Origin of the sequence: Anaerotruncus sp. 1XD42-93 (genome assembly GCF_009917605.1) — a bacterium.
Taxonomy (GTDB): domain Bacteria; phylum Bacillota; class Clostridia; order Oscillospirales; family Ruminococcaceae; genus Anaerotruncus.
Genome location: NZ_QZEG01000062.1, coordinates 1 through 15,133, shown reverse-complemented (window position 1 = coordinate 15,133; position 15,133 = coordinate 1). Strand labels below are relative to the sequence as shown.

12 protein-coding genes and 1 pseudogene are annotated in these 15,133 nt (G+C 53.6%); 5 read left to right on the top strand and 8 right to left on the bottom strand.

Annotated elements, in window-relative coordinates:
- Window positions 1-224: 224 nt before the first annotated feature.
- The 6 genes from D5269_RS15075 to D5269_RS15050 all read right to left on the bottom strand — a co-directional run bounded on the left by D5269_RS15075 (window position 225) and on the right by D5269_RS15050 (window position 6,952).
- Window positions 225-1,349, bottom strand: a complete 1,125-nt coding sequence (locus D5269_RS15075) for an anaerobic sulfatase maturase (RefSeq protein WP_120486603.1) — start codon at window positions 1,347-1,349, stop codon at window positions 225-227.
- A 33-nt stretch (window positions 1,350-1,382) separates the two neighbouring features.
- A complete protein-coding gene (locus tag D5269_RS15070; RefSeq protein WP_016316677.1) occupies window positions 1,383-2,489 on the bottom strand; it encodes a GntR family transcriptional regulator in 1,107 nt (368 codons plus the stop codon).
- Window positions 2,490-2,519: 30 nt separating this feature from the next.
- Window positions 2,520-3,872, bottom strand: coding sequence for a sulfatase-like hydrolase/transferase (locus tag D5269_RS15065; protein WP_120486602.1), 1,353 nt, complete (start codon window positions 3,870-3,872; stop codon window positions 2,520-2,522).
- A gap of 2 nt (window positions 3,873-3,874) precedes the next feature.
- A complete protein-coding gene (locus D5269_RS15060; RefSeq protein WP_016316675.1) occupies window positions 3,875-5,371 on the bottom strand; it encodes a tripartite tricarboxylate transporter permease in 1,497 nt (498 codons plus the stop codon).
- A 15-nt stretch (window positions 5,372-5,386) separates the two neighbouring features.
- The gene (locus tag D5269_RS15055; RefSeq protein WP_120486601.1) at window positions 5,387-5,902 is read right to left on the bottom strand and encodes a tripartite tricarboxylate transporter TctB family protein; all 516 of its coding nucleotides are present in this window, start codon (window positions 5,900-5,902) and stop codon (window positions 5,387-5,389) included.
- An 87-nt stretch (window positions 5,903-5,989) separates the two neighbouring features.
- Complete coding sequence (locus tag D5269_RS15050) at window positions 5,990-6,952, bottom strand: tripartite tricarboxylate transporter substrate-binding protein (RefSeq protein WP_120486600.1); 963 nt, start codon at window positions 6,950-6,952, stop codon at window positions 5,990-5,992.
- Between the two features lie 792 nt (window positions 6,953-7,744).
- Here D5269_RS15050 and D5269_RS15045 point away from each other — a divergent pair.
- The 4 genes from D5269_RS15045 to D5269_RS15030 all read left to right on the top strand — a co-directional run bounded on the left by D5269_RS15045 (window position 7,745) and on the right by D5269_RS15030 (window position 13,191).
- Window positions 7,745-8,245, top strand: coding sequence for a DUF4358 domain-containing protein (locus tag D5269_RS15045; protein ID WP_016316672.1), 501 nt, complete (start codon window positions 7,745-7,747; stop codon window positions 8,243-8,245).
- Between the two features lie 405 nt (window positions 8,246-8,650).
- Window positions 8,651-11,263, top strand: coding sequence for an ATP-dependent chaperone ClpB (gene clpB / locus D5269_RS15040; RefSeq protein ID WP_120486598.1), 2,613 nt, complete (start codon window positions 8,651-8,653; stop codon window positions 11,261-11,263).
- Window positions 11,264-11,377: 114 nt separating this feature from the next.
- Entirely contained in the window at window positions 11,378-11,959 is a 582-nt protein-coding gene (locus tag D5269_RS15035) for a GNAT family N-acetyltransferase (protein ID WP_120486597.1), read from the top strand.
- 290 nt (window positions 11,960-12,249) lie between these two features.
- Window positions 12,250-13,191 (top strand): S1 RNA-binding domain-containing protein, encoded by a 942-nt coding sequence (locus D5269_RS15030; RefSeq protein WP_120486596.1) that lies wholly within the window; start codon window positions 12,250-12,252, stop codon window positions 13,189-13,191.
- Between the two features lie 350 nt (window positions 13,192-13,541).
- Here D5269_RS15030 and D5269_RS18650 read toward each other — a convergent pair.
- Both D5269_RS18650 and D5269_RS15025 read right to left on the bottom strand, forming a co-directional pair.
- Window positions 13,542-13,682 (bottom strand): annotated as a pseudogene (locus tag D5269_RS18650) (IS4/IS5 family transposase); the annotation flags it as partial.
- A gap of 354 nt (window positions 13,683-14,036) precedes the next feature.
- Window positions 14,037-14,684 (bottom strand): AAA family ATPase, encoded by a 648-nt coding sequence (locus D5269_RS15025; protein ID WP_120486595.1) that lies wholly within the window; start codon window positions 14,682-14,684, stop codon window positions 14,037-14,039.
- 161 nt (window positions 14,685-14,845) lie between these two features.
- On the opposite strand from D5269_RS15025, the gene D5269_RS15020 reads away from it, so the two are divergent.
- Complete coding sequence (locus D5269_RS15020) at window positions 14,846-15,061, top strand: hypothetical protein (RefSeq protein ID WP_243126901.1); 216 nt, start codon at window positions 14,846-14,848, stop codon at window positions 15,059-15,061.
- The last annotated feature ends 72 nt before the right edge of the window (window positions 15,062-15,133 follow it).

Below are 15,133 nucleotides of genomic sequence, written 5' to 3'. Positions count from 1 at the left end.
TTTGCTGGTTTCCGCTGTTTCGGAAAGCACTCTGCGATTTGTTCGTATTGTTCTTTCTTCAGTTCCATTCCTTTATTATAGCATATCTTTATTTGTGTGAACAGACCCTGGTCATCAGGGCCATAAGAAAAAAGATCAGCATGACAGTCGTCGTTTTCTCACAGCTCCATATAGGCTTCCAGGGCCTTTGCAGATTGCCATGATCGGGTTCTTATCTCAGTTGTTCACAGAGCTTGGATGTGGCGCAGCAGAATCCGAGCCCGACCCAGCCGGGGAAGGGCATATGAGAAAAAACCGGCATAGGCCTCGCAATAATAGCTGGGCCCCAATTTGTCTCCCTCGATAACGCGGTCTCGCCGGCAGCCGTTCCGGCACAAGGGATACCACCGGCATTGGCCGCATTTCTCCGGTATGCGCTGGGAGGCTTCGATAAACCCCAGAGACTCTCTGGCCCGGTCCAGATCCTCCCAGGCGTCGTCCCGGATATTTCCAAGGCGGTATGCGTCCAGCCCGTAGAAATCACAGGGGTAGACGCTGCCGTCCGCCTCAACCAGATACTGTAAGCCGCAGTATCCCCGCATGGAGCACTGCTCTGGAGCGTGCCCTTCCAGCATCCAGAGCAGATTGTCAAAATAGCGGATGGACCAGTAGCGCCCCTGCTCCAGTTCCCGATACCACAAGTCAAACAGCCTTTTCAAAAACACCTCATACCGGTCTGGTGACAGAGAGTATTCCTGACCGCCCCGTTTCTCATCCAAAGGGTCCAGGCAAGGAATGTACTGCTGAAACCGGAAGCCTTGCCTGCACAGGCTGGAAAAGGCGCTCTGGATATGCCGGGCCAGATAGCCAGTAACCACCGTCAGGACATTGTACTCCACACCGGCCTGTCCCAACTGGCGGGCCGCCTGCTGCACCCGACTATAGGTCCCCTTTCCTTTGCCATCCAAGCGGAAGCGGTCGTGGCACTCCCGGCTACCGTCCAGGGACAGGCCTGCCAGAAAGCGGTTCTCTTTGAAGAAGCGGCACCACTCCTGATCCAACAGCGTTCCATTGGTCTGAATGGCATAGTAGACTGCCAGGTTGGAAGGGGCGGTTTTTTTTACGTGGGCGACGAAATCCCGAAAGAAATCCAGTCCTGCCAAGGTGGGCTCCCCCCCCTGGAACAGGAATGTGACCGAGCCTTCGGCCACCCCGATCGCCTTTTCGATCAGAGCGTGGCTCACCGCCTCCGGCATCCGTCCATAATTGGGAACCGCGCGGATCTTTGCCTCGTCTGCATAAAAGCAATACGTACAGCGCAGATTGCATCCGCTGGAAGCGGGCTTGAGTAAAATGCTCAGGGGCGGCATACGGCATCTCCTTTCCTTCCAGCGGCGTACCGCTTACTTTGTCTCTCTTGCGGGACCGACTGTCCTTCCCAGGTAAATTTCCGGCGGCAGAACATAGGTATAGCCCTTATCGTCGCAATCCCGGTTTCGGATCATACGCATCAGCCGGGCAGCCACCTCCTGTCCAATTCGATATCCCTGATGGATGGAACAGGTGATCCCTTCCGCCTCCCAGTCGTCGCTGGAGTAGTCGAAGCACACCAGGGAACAGTCCTCCGGCACGCGCTTTCCCAGCTGCTCCAGCACCTGCCGGGTCAGCTGGAAGATCATGTAGTTGCAGCAGACCACTGCCGTATAGCGGGGCAAGCGCTTTAGGAACCGTCCGATGGAGCGGGCGTCGTATGCCTCGCTGGAGGCACACCATTTGACGTAATCGTCCTGATATTCCACCCCGTTTTTCTGGAGGGTGGCTGCCATCCCTTGAAACTTCTCAATGCTCTGGTAATTGTCGGAGAGGAAAATCCCGGCAATGTGCCGGTGTCCCTGCCGGATCAGCAGGCCGATCAGTTCCTCAGCGCAGCGCAGGTCGTTGACCACCACCCGGGGGCATTTCAGATTCTTATAATAGTTGTTGTAGAAAATGACGGGAATCCGTTTTTGGTAGATTTTCTGATAGTAGTCCAGATTGGGGTTCAGCAGGCTGGCCTTCACGCCATCCACAATAAAGCCCTGAAAGCCCTGGTTGACCACGGCCTGGAGGCAGCGGCGCTCATTGGCAAACTTGTTGTCCGTGAGGAAGGTGCGCAAATCTACTTGGTCCGGGGGAAGGATACTTCGGATACCGTCCATCAGGCTGGAGTTGGCGTTCCCGTCCTGGCCCTGGAGAATCAGCCCGATTTTGGTCCTTCCTTCGCTGCCTCCCAGCTCCCAAGACAGGGCCTCCTCTTTATTGATGTAGGTCCCGCTTCCCTTCACCCGGAGAAGGAGGCCCTCCTCCGTCAGCCGGCCCAAGGCCCGACGTACGGTTTCCCGGCTGACGGAGAGTTTTCGGGTCAGGACGGTTTCTGACGGGATCTTTGTATTGCTGGAAAACTTGTTTTCCTCAATGTAGGCTCGCACCCAGCGGTAGACCATCTCCGATTTTCGGTCCAGTTCCTTCATGACGCCCTCCCGGGAATCGCACAGCCCGCTTCAGTCCGTAATGACAGGACGCGCCCCTTCCGCCTGCCAAATCCAGTCCAGCAGGCGCTTTCGCAGCTCCGCTTTCACTTGGGCATAGGCGGGATCGGCCACCACATTGTTCAGTTGGTGGGGATCGTGTTCCATGTCGTAGAGGAAATCATCCGCATAGCGGTCCGAGGCCGCCGCCGCCCCGCCGTTCACGCCGGGGGCATAGACGGAGTATGTATAGCGCGCTGTGCGGATACATCGGCCCACCCGGCTCTCGGAAATCTGCGCGAAAATCTCATTGGGTCTATTATCCGCCTTTTTTTCCACAACGTCAAGGAGGTTTTCCCCGATCATAGCGTCGCCCACGTCCACGCCGGCCAGGGCCAGGATGGTTTTAGGCAGGCTGGCGGTGCTCACCAGCTCCTCCACTGCCCGTCCGCCCCGGTAAGGCCCGCCGGCAATGACCAGGGGCACATGGAGGCAGGCGTCGTGGCAGGACCGCTTATAGTCGTCATAGCCGTTGAGATGATCGTCCCGGTTCCGGGTGAGGAAATGGGAGCCGTGGTCCGAGGCAAAGAGGATCACCGTATTCTCATACAGCCCCTTTTCCTTCAGCTTTGCCACAAGGCGCCCTAGGTTCTCGTCCAGGCTGGCGCACTGCCCCAGGTAGTCCGGGTACTCCTCGGCGGCGTTGCCCCCCAGAGCTTTCAGATCCTCGGGCAAAATGAAGTTCTTGAACCGCTCCTTGGAACCCTCCGGCCCCTCGTAATGCTTGCGGTCGTTCTGGTGGTGAGGCTCGATCTGGGAGATGGTCATGAAGAAGGGCTTCTCTCCCGTGTAGCCATCAAGGAATTCCAGAGCCATGCCGTTGATGCAGTCCGCTCGGTAGCCCTTGAAATCTACTCGCTGGTCATGCTCGTCAAAGACAAAGCCGTCGTAGCCGTGGGAGGTGAACTCCAGCACATCGGCGGCGCGCCAGAAGCCGGTGTAGCCCCCCCGCAGCTCCCGAGGAATGGCGGTTACGGTGTGGTCGATGGTGGGGGGCTTTTCCAGCTCCCCGTCGCTGGCTAGGTGCCACTTGCCGATGTAGGCGGTCTCATAGCCTGCCTCCTCAATGTATTGGCCCAGAGTCTTGACTCCGGCGGGCAGCATGATGTTATTGCGGAAACAGCCGGTCTCCGTGGGATATTTGCCGGTCTGGAACAGGGCCCGGCAGGGACCGCACACCGGCTGGGGGGAGAAGGCGTTGTCAAACTTCACGCCCTCCCGAGCCAGAGCATCTAGGTTGGGCGTGATGTCCAGGGGCTGGCCGAAGCAGCCGCAGGTATCCCAGCGCTGCTGGTCTGTGAAATAAAAAATGATGTTGTTGGGCATAGTCATTCCTCCTTCTGCGCGTTTCTTTCCTTCATCTTACCTCGAACGATGGCACCCACCGCCAGCAGGATCAGGACCAGGAAGATGATGCAGTACACGCTGCTGAAAAAAATCTTGGGGCTTCCATTAGAGATCAGCAAAGCCCGGCGGAAATTCGTCTCTGTCATACCGCCCAGCACCAATCCCAGGAGAATGGGCACCGGAGGGAGTTCCAGCTTACGCAGAATCCAGGCCAGCATACCGAAAATGAGGGCTACGCCCACGTCAAAATAATTCTCATTCACGGAATAGGCCCCAGCGAAACAGAAGATGACGATAATGGGGGTGAGGATCTCCTGCGGAATAGACACCACCTTGGCAAAGAGGGAGGTGAGGAACTTGCCCTGAAGAAGCATGAAAATGTTCACCAAAATCAGGCCCAGCATAATGGCATACATAATGTCTCCCTGTGTGGTAAAGAGACTGAGTCCGGGATTCAGGCCGTTGATCATCAGGGCGGAAAGCATAATCGCCACAGTGCCGTCTCCGGGGATGCCCAGGGTGAGCAGGGGGATCAGGGTCGCACCGGTGACAGCATTGTTCGCCGACTCGGCGGCGGCAATGCCCTCCACGGAGCCGTGTCCAAACTCCTCCGGGTGCTTTGACATATTTTTGGCGGTGTTATAGCTGAACCAGGAAGCCTCCGAGGCTCCGGTGCCAGGGATGATGCCCACCATCACACCGATAATAGAGGACAGCAGCACCGGCCTGGCCATGCGCTTGTATTCCGCCTTGGTGATGACGCCGTCATCCTTGATTTGGGTCGTGTCCAGATTCAGACGGTCCAACCGTTTCTCCGCCTTGGCCATAATCTCTACCAGGGCGAAAAGGCCGATGAGGCAGACTGCCAGATCCAAACCCAGGTACAGCCGGGAAATACCGAAGGTAAAGCGGTCATAGCTGGTCATGGGGTCGGAACCCACACAGGAAATGAGCAGTCCCAAGCACGCGGAGATCAAGCCCTTAATCATGCTCTTGCCCGACACGCCGGCGATGATGGTCAGGCCAAAGACACAGACCATGAAGTACTCCGCGGTGCCCAGCTGGGCAGCTACACGGGCCACCTGGGGCCCCAGGAACAGCAGCATCAGGGCCGAGAAAACCCCGCCGAAGGTAGAAGCGTACAGGGCGATCTTCAGCGCGGCCTTGGTCCGTCCCTTCTCCGACAGGGGATGCCCATCCAGCATGGTGGCCGCCGCGTGGGGGGTGCCAGGGGTGTTGATGAGGATAGCAGACACGCTGCCTCCATACCCCCCGGCGCAGTAGATGCCAAGCAGGAACATCATGCCGGGAATAGCGGTCATGGAATAGGTGACAGGCAGGAACAGGATCACGCACAGGATAACACTCAGTCCGGGGATGGCTGCGAAAACCGAACCGATAAACACACCCAGATTGATCCACAGGATGTTTTCCAATGTAAACAGCAGGCCGGTGGCCGGAACAATGTACTGTAACATAAGCCGTCTCCCTCCTTAAAAGCCTACGCCCAGGACAAAGCGGAAGGCCGCCCAGATGGCCACCGCGATCACCAGGGTAATGGAATAGTAGGGTTTCTTACGGCATCGGAAATAGAGCAGGAATCCCAGGCAGCAGAAGACCGCTCCTACCACGAACAGGCCGGTCCACTTGCTGAGGAAATAGGTGCCCAGCAAAATGCCCAGGATTGCCAGCGCCTTGGCCTCCACCTGGACGTTGATGACCTTCCAATTCAGGGGCTGCTTTGTGGCCAGCTTATAGACCTCCTTGCCGATCAGCATGGCGCAGCATAGGAGCATGACTGTCATCAGCAGAGTGGGAAACGCCCGACCGTTGACCACATCTTTCTCAGAAATTGCCACCTGATCCGGCATGACCAGCAGGATCATCAGGGCAAAAAGCGCGAAGACCAGGCCGGTAACCAGATCAATGGGAATACGGATTTCTTTTTCGTGCAATTTCCGTCCCCAGGCGTCCATACGACCGTTGAAATGCTCTACCCATTGTTTCATAGGGAACCTCCTTTCAGAATTCAGAGATAAAAAGGGGGAATGGGCGGGACTCCTGCCCTATCCCATTCCCCGTATGTATAGCTGCGGTCAGCCCGTAACGATGTCCTTATACTCGTTGACGATGCTCTTCACGTTTTCCACATGGGCCTCCACGTCCGCGACAGACATGGTGTCCACTTCCAGCAGCATGGTATCCTGGAGCCACTCCACGACTTCTGCGTCCGCCAGGATCTTGCCGTAGAGCTCTTTCAGCTCGGCGACCTTCTTCTCATCGGTGCCAGCCCGGGCCATGACGAAGCAACGGTTGCGGAAGTAAGGGAAACCATGCTGGCCCACGCCCTCTACACCAGCAAAGGGGCCGTTTTCGATATTGCCCTCGTCAAAGGCGCACACAATGGTTACGCCATTCTGTTGGTAGGTCTCCAGAATCTGGGACTGGTGAGAAACGGCGAACTGTGTCTCGCCCCGGGCTACAGCCTGGGCTGCTTCAGCGGCAGACTGATAAGGTGTCAGCTTCAGCTTGTCTCCCGCGCCCATGGCACCGAACAGAGACGCGGCCAAGAACGCCTCGGAGCTGGTGGCGCCGTTGACTGCCACGCTGATTTCCGTTCCCTGCTGGACATAGGCTTCCAGATCAGACACGCTGCTGATGTTCAGCTTGGCATCGGCGGAGAGGACGAAGATGGAGGAATACAGGTTTTCCACAAATGCAAAGTCCTCATACCCAAACTGCATCTTGGCTGGATCCAAAATGGAGGTGATGGACAGCAGCCCCTCGCCCACGAAAACCAACTCGGTATCATTTGCCTTGGTATCAGCCACCCAGGTATTTACGGTGGCGGCATCTCCCTTGATGGCTTCGGCCACCAGGGTGATGGAGTCGGAATAGCTGGTGGACTTGGTAGCTGCCTGCTGGCTCACCATGGCGGCTACGCCAGAGGGGGCCCAAGGGCAGGTGACCTTCCATGTTGCGGACTTCTGGCCGCAGCCCGCCAGCAAGGTCGTGCACATGGCGACAAGCAGTACGATGCTAAGAATCCTTCTTTTCATAATCTCGCTCCTTTTCCGTAATTAGTCAGATGCGGTTCCTGTTATTTTCTAACATCTGTATAATAGAAATTTAGCATAAAGTTTTTTGGGATTCAACAACTTTTCCTATAATTTTAATAAAGTTGTCTGGTTTTTAGATTAACTGTAGAAACCTGTCTACCTGTTGACATCTGTTTTATATATTCCGTATAAATTTCTCTGCGTGATCTGCTCTGCGACCCTGCTTGCTGTGGTAATATCCAGTACGGTGGACTTGTACGGTATTTCCAACAGCAGATATCAAAATCCCTTTAATATTCCAGGATCAAGAGATACATTATTACATAAACGCGAGGGAATCCAAGTTTTTCAGAGCGTATTTGACGAACCCTTCTTTTTCCGTATTATAGTATATAAATGAGTGCCTTTCATCTGCACGAAAAAACGGGGGTGGACGCCTTGATGCACTCGTATCACTGATTATCTTAGCGCTACCCTAAAACTGCGCTCAATTATAATTTTTGGAAAATAGGCAGTCAACGAAGCAGCTATGAAGTTTGTCGGAAAAGTTTTGCCTTGGGCTTGACATTGGGGTAGTTGGGGCCATGGAGCCGCAGCGCTTCACGCCAAATGCATCTCGTGTGCCAAGCAAACGCAACGTCAGAAATGCTCCAAACATCAATTAAGACTTCATTTTCCACTGTCTGTCCCATTTGGAAAAATTTTTTGTGGGTATGAAGTAAAAACAGATTTTTGGCACACTATATCTATGAAACCCCAGGCGGGACAATTTGGAAAAGGAGCAGATACAAGATGAAAAAGATTATAAGATTGGCGATTGTGTTGCTCTGCATCGGGATGCTTGCGGGATGCGGTTCAAAAGCGGACGGCGGTACAGATGCGGTGCAGATGAAGGATGGAAATACGTTACAGACAGTGGTTGACCGTATTGAAGATGAGGTCGGCATTCAGATGTCTGCGGACATCGACGATCAGTTGTTCACAGACCTGTTTTACATTGATCCGGAAGCCGATGTGGAGGAATATGCGGGTAAGATGGCGATGTCGATGACCAGTGCGGACAATGTCGTAGCAGTCAAAGCAAAGCCGGAATCCCGGCAGAAGGTATTGGACGGACTAAACAAGCGGCTTGCGGATGTGCAGGCATCCTTTGAGCAGTATCTGCCCGATCAGTACGAAAAATCGCAGCGTGGTTTGGTGATCGAAAAAGGGGACTACCTGTTTCTGTTGATCGTGGGAGAAACAAGTGAAGATCAGGAAAAAGCGCAGGAGATCATTACAGAAGCATTTTGATCTAGGCGTTGGGATTCTAATGATGCGTATTTCCAGAGCTGTGGAGCTGTAGCAGTTATAGGAAGCAGTCTCTGGAGGAATGTCTTTTTTCCAGATTCCAAAAAACAAATAAAAGGAGCGCATATCTGCCAGATCGCTGGTTAGACATGCGCTTCTTTTTTATGCTCCGGAGAATATTATTCTGGAAAGACAGGGCAGAATATGCCAGCGGCCTTTTGGCTTCATCAGTATGCTGCAATCGAGTACAAATCTCCTGACAGATGCTTCCGAAGGGATGCATGCAAAAATTCACAATTTGTACTTGATTTTTCTGAAAGGTAGGGTTACAATACAATTAGCACTCGATGTATTAGAGTGCTAATCAAAAAGTTTCCAATACATACCATAAATATGGGAGGGTCGTTTATGAACGCTCAAAAATTTACCCAAAAATCCCTCGAGGCTTTGCAGGCAGCGCAGGATTTTGCAACCGAATACGAGAATATGCAGATTGAGCAGCCGCACCTGCTCGCCGCGCTGACTGCGCAGGAGGACGGCCTTATCGGGCAGATGCTGAAAAAAATGGCTATAGATGCTTCTGCCATGCAGCACGCAGTCAAGACTGAGATCGAGCGGATTCCGCGGGTGAGCGGGCCAGGAAGGGAGCGGGACAAAATTTATGTCTCGCAGGAGGTAGACCGCACACTTATGCAGGCGGAAAAAACCGCCGACCGGATGAAGGATGAGTATGTCTCGGTCGAACATCTGATGCTGGCTCTGCTCGAGACACCCAATGCCGCCCTCAAACGGATATTCCAGCAGTTCGGCATGACGAAGGACGGCTTTTTGCAGGCGCTGGTCAGCGTCCGTGGGAATACCCGCGTGACCTCAGACAGCCCGGAGTCCACCTATGATGCGTTAAAAAAATACGGATCGGACCTGGTCGAGATGGCGCGCAATCAGAAGCTTGACCCGGTGATCGGGCGGGACCACGAGATTCGAAACGTTATCCGCATCCTCTCCCGCAAAACAAAAAACAATCCTGTCCTGATCGGCGAACCGGGTGTTGGCAAGACTGCGATCGCTGAAGGGCTGGCATTGCGGATCGTCCGGGGGGATGTGCCCGAAAACCTGAAGGACCGCACGATCTTTTCGCTCGATATGGGTGCTCTGATTGCAGGGGCAAAGTTCCGCGGTGAGTTCGAGGAACGCCTGAAAGCGGTATTACAGGAGATCAGGAAGAGCGAAGGCCGGATCATCCTGTTTATCGACGAGCTGCATACCATTGTAGGTGCGGGCAAGACCGAAGGCAGCATGGATGCGGGCAACCTGCTCAAGCCGATGCTGGCACGCGGCGAGCTGCACTGTATCGGCGCGACCACCCTCAACGAGTACCGGCAATATATCGAGAAAGACGCGGCGCTCGAGCGTCGGTTTCAGCCGGTGATGGTGCCTGAACCGACGGTGGAGGACACCATTTCGATTCTGCGCGGTTTGAAAGAGCGGTACGAGGTGTTTCATGGGGTGAAAATTCAGGATCAGGCGCTGATCGGGGCGGCGGTACTTTCCAACCGTTACATCTCCGACCGGTTCCTGCCGGATAAGGCGATTGACCTTGTGGACGAGGCGTGTGCGATGATCCGGACCGAGATGGACTCGATGCCGACCGAGTTGGACGACATCTCCCGCAAGATCATGCAGCATGAGATCGAAGAAGCCGCGTTAAAAAAGGAAAAAGACCAGCTTTCACAGGAGCATCTGAAAGAGATCCAGAAGGAGCTTGCCGAGATGCGGGAGCAGTTCAAGGGGATGAAAGCCCGCTGGGAAAATGAAAAAAACGCGATCAGCAAGGTACAGAAGCTGCGGGAGGAGCTGGAACAGGTCAATGCGGACATCGAGAAGGCGGAGCGCGAATACGACCTGAACCGAGCCGCCGAACTGAAATATGGAAAGCTGCCGGGGCTCCAGAAACAGCTCGAAGCGGAGGAACGAATGGCAAGCCAAGCGGAGAAGGATTCCACCCTGCTGCGGGATAAGGTCACCGAAGAGGAGATTGCGCGGATTGTTGGACGGTGGACGGGAATACCGGTCGCCAGATTGATGGAGGGCGAGCGGGACAAACTGCTCAATATGGAAAGCATCCTGCATCAGCGGGTGATCGGGCAGGATGAGGCGGTTACCAAAGTTGCGGAAGCGATTCTGCGGTCACGTGCGGGGATTCAGGACCGCAACCGTCCAATCGGGTCGTTCCTCTTCCTTGGTCCGACCGGTGTGGGCAAGACCGAACTTGCCAAAGCGCTGGCGCAGTCGCTGTTTGACGATGAGAAAAACATCGTCCGGATCGACATGAGCGAGTATATGGAAAAGTACAGCGTGAGCCGGCTGATTGGGGCGCCTCCGGGATACGTCGGCTATGAGGAGGGTGGTCAGCTCACCGAGGCGGTACGACGCAAACCATATGCGGTCGTCCTGTTCGATGAGATCGAGAAGGCGCATCCGGATGTGTTCAACATCCTGCTTCAGGTACTGGACGACGGAAGGATCACCGATTCGCAGGGCCGGACAGTCGATTTCAAAAATACCATCATCATCCTGACCTCAAACCTCGGTTCGCCCTATATTCTGGACGGTATCGACCAGAACGGGCAGATCACCGAGGAGGCGCGGAAGGACGTTGATACCCTGCTCAAGCAGCAGTTCCGGCCCGAGTTCCTGAACCGGCTGGATGAAATTGTATTCTACAAGCCGTTGACCAAATCCGAGACAACCAGGATTGTGGATCTGCTTTTGGCGGACCTGCAAAAACGCCTGAACGATAAACAGCTGTTTCTTTCGGCAACCGATGCGGCGAAACAGAAGATCGTTGACTGTGGGTATGACCCGGTTTACGGCGCCCGCCCGCTGAAACGGTTTTTGCAGCATAAGGTAGAGACGATGCTGGCCCGGATGATGATCGCAAAAGACCTTGCGCCCAATACCTGCCTTGAGATCGATGTGGAGGATGACGACCTCGTGATCCGGGAAAATCCGGGCAAATAATGTGCCCTTAACCGCTGCCCCACCTTGCCAGGATGGAGCAGCGGTTGTCTTTTTGTCGGGCGTATGGTATAGTACAGGAAAAGCGGAGTTCCAACCACAGGAGAGGAGATTGCTATGAGCAGACAGATTCGAATGATTCAGCCGGCAGATATCCCGGCCGTACGGGATATCTATGCACCGTATGTCGCCGAAACATCGGTCAGTTTTGAATATGAGCCGCCCACACTGGAAGAGTTCACGGCCCGCGTCGAACGAACGCTCAAACGGTACCCGTGGCTGGTTTGTGAGGAGAACGGGGAGATCATAGGCTATGCCTATGCGGGAGCTTTGGGAGTTCGGAAGGCTTACCAGTGGTCGGTAGAGCTTTCGATCTATGTGCGACAGGATCGGCGCAGGCAGGGACTTGGAAAATATCTCTACCAGACACTGCTCGAGCTGCTGACCGCTCAGGGATATATCGGAGCCTACGGTGCTGTGACCCAGCCTAACCCCGCCAGTGATCGTCTCCATCGAAAGATGGGGTTTGAACGGGTAGGTGTCTGGAAAGACGCCGGCTACAAGCTGGGCGCGTGGCGGGATGTAGGGTGGTACGAAAAATTCCTGCTGCCGCGGACCGATAATCCGTCCGAACCGGTGAGCTGGCAGGAGCTTCCCCGGGAACGGGTACAGGAAATCTGCGGAAAAGGCTACATCTGAATCATTTCAACGGATCGTGACAGACTGGGGTATTGTTGAAACGTAAGTCGGTTCTATTCTTCGCTGCTCGTTTTCCCTCGACCGATTTGAAAAAACAACTTGTCGGTAAGCTGTTATTCCAGCAGTTTACCGACAAGATATTTCTACCAGATTTCCCCGACCTGTTTTTTCGTCCAGCATGTTTGATAAATTTACCCGGTTCTTTTTTCTCCGCCTCCTCGGTCACAGTGGGCATACCGCATGACGGGACCGCATATAGTGTGGTATGTACAAAGAGGAGGGGCTTCAAAATGTTTCATTTCAAACCCGAAGGCATGCTGCTCGACACCGCTGCAAACCGACAGTCGTTTAAATCTCTGGCTACGCTTCAGGAGGCACAGCTCACCGGAAAAATTCTGGAAAGCCGGGCGGTCGTCTGTGATTCGGAGCACAACCTGATTGTTGATATGGGCAGCTATCGGGGGATCATTCCGCGGGAGGAGGGTGCGCTTGGGATCGCCGAAGGGACAACCCGTGATATCGCGATCATCTCGCGAGTCAATAAGCCGGTCTGCTATCGGATTACAGGATTTTCCCGCTCGGAAAATGGCGCGGTGGTTCCACGTCTCTCCCGTCGGCAGGTCCAGCAGGACTGTCTGGAACAGTACATCTCTCGTCTGGTTCCGGGCGATGTGATCGACGGGCGGGTAACCCATCTGGAATCGTTTGGCTGTTTCGTGGATATCGGTTGTGGGCTGCCATCCCTCATCCCAATCGACGCGATCTCGATTTCCCGCATCTCTCATCCACGTGACCGCTTCCGTCCGTCTCAGGAGATCAAAGCGGTGGTGCGCGCGGTCGAGCCGGGAGGCCGGGTTTCCCTCTCTCATAAGGAATTGCTCGGCACTTGGGAGGAAAATGCCGCCCTCTTCCATGCAGGAGAAACGGTCGCCGGGGTGGTTCGTTCGATCGAAGATTACGGGGTATTTGTCGAACTGACCCCCAATCTTGCAGGGTTGGCAGAACCGCGGGAGGGAATCGCGGTTGGGCAGCATGCGAGCGTCTACATAAAAAGCCTGATTCCGGAGAAGATGAAGGCCAAATTGATTATTGTTGATGCGTTCGACGCATCCTATCACACCGCACCCAGCCCCTATTTTATTTCCGAAGGACACATCATCCGCTGGCGGTATTCGCCCGCCTGCTCCGATCGGGTGATCGAATCGGTGTTCAGTGATCCTGCCGGGACATAAAAACAGCCGCACTCGCAAAGCAAGTGCGGCTGTTTAATCTATTTATAAAATCTGCAATCCAAAGCTAAGGAAACTGTCGGCGGAGACTGCCGACAGCCGCCTATCCAAGAAGATAAAGAGTTTATTGAAGCTGACGAAAAATCCATCATGCATAGAACTCGGCGGCTTTGAATAGGACGATGAGGATGGTGAACAGCACCCCTTTGGTCTATCGTCATTCTGCCGGGCAGAGCGGTTCTATGTGCGGAGAATATCAAAGTATGGTGTCGTCGGCCTGTCGATGAGCCCGATGCTGCCAATATTTCGGCGAAGATCGAGTAGGCCTTGTTTGAAAAACCAAAAAGGCTGAGCTAAATCAACAAAATAGCGATAAAAGCAAGGAAAACAAAGGAGAGAAACGAGGCATCTAACTTGTCATACCTTGTGGCAATTCTGAGAAACCATATGAGCTTTTGGAAGAAACACTCAAGCAAATGGCGCACCTTATATAACCACCAATCTACCGGCTACGGCTCAGAAATATTGCTCTGTGGCGGGATCATATAGCTGGCTCCTTGCTCTGAGATGTAAGAACCTGTATTCATAATCAGAGGATACCGGATGGGCGGGGGATTTTGCTGCCCTGCAAGGCGAAAAAACGCAGACAATACTTTGTGTATTGCAAGATTTTTCAACGCGGCAGGCCGGCAAAAGACCCGCTCAGACGGTGTCGAATGGTTGTGAATACGGGTTCTAAATCTTTCCTTTCCCTTGTTCATTTTGTCGCTGTTTTTGTTTGGATTGCTATTTCTTGACTTTAGGGACACAACCTAGGGTACGACTCCCGTCCTTTTTCTTCCATATCTCTATTTTACCACGTTCTTTTCTCCTTGTGAATACAGGTTCTTATAGATAGGGATGGCTCCCTCAAAAGCCTCGGCGGTCATCTCGTAGATTTTCTTGGCGATGCGGGTGCGTTCCGCGTACATGGTAATGAGCATCCCGTCCACGCCGATGTTGGGATTCAGCCTTGCTCTGGTCTGCCGGATGGAATCGATCAGCAGCTCCAAGCCCTTGGTGGAGAAAAACTGCGGGGTAGTGGTGATAAGCACACGGTCACAGGCAGTCAGGGCGTTGACGGTCAGCAGCCCCAGAGAGGGAGGACAGTCGATAATGATGTAATCATACCAGGAACGCAGAGGGGCAAGGACCTGCTTTAAGATGTGTTCCCGGCTCATTACCCCCACCAGGGAGATTTCCAAGGTAGAAAGCTCAATACTGCTGGGGATCAGGTCTACGGTATGCTCGTGGAGAATACAGGCTTCAGCAGCCATCTCTTTATCCTCGGCGCAGGCTTTCATCAAACCACAAATGGTAAATTCCAGTTCATCCGGTTGGTCGATACCGTACAGAATGGTCAGGCTGGCCTGGGGATCGAAATCGACCAGCAGGACGCGCTTGCCGGCTTCGGACAGGCAGGCTGCAAAATTGTAGGAGGTTGTACTTTTGCCCACATTATGTGAAGCTTCACATAATGTGGGTTATGAAAAGCTATACATTATACAAAGTTAATGATAGAAATCCTTATAAATAAAGGATTCTTTAGTTGATTTACTTTCCATAATCCATCAAGATTTAAGTGTATTTTATCAATTCACTTAAGGAGGAACGCACGATGGAAAAATTAACTTTGCAGCAACTGATCAACCAAACCGGGGAAGCACTCGTACAGGCAGGTGCATCCAGCTATTACCAAAAAGTATTTAAAACTCTTACCAAACAGCTTTTGCTCTACTCCCACGAACAAGGTACTGATTCTTTCAGCATGGATTTTGGATTACAGTTTTTAGAAGACCATTATCCTATGTCATCTAGGTTGTGTCGTCAATAGGAATGTGCTATAATAGTCCTCAAAGTAGCAGGAGGGCAGAAAAATGGCGAGGGAACAGCATCGACATGATAT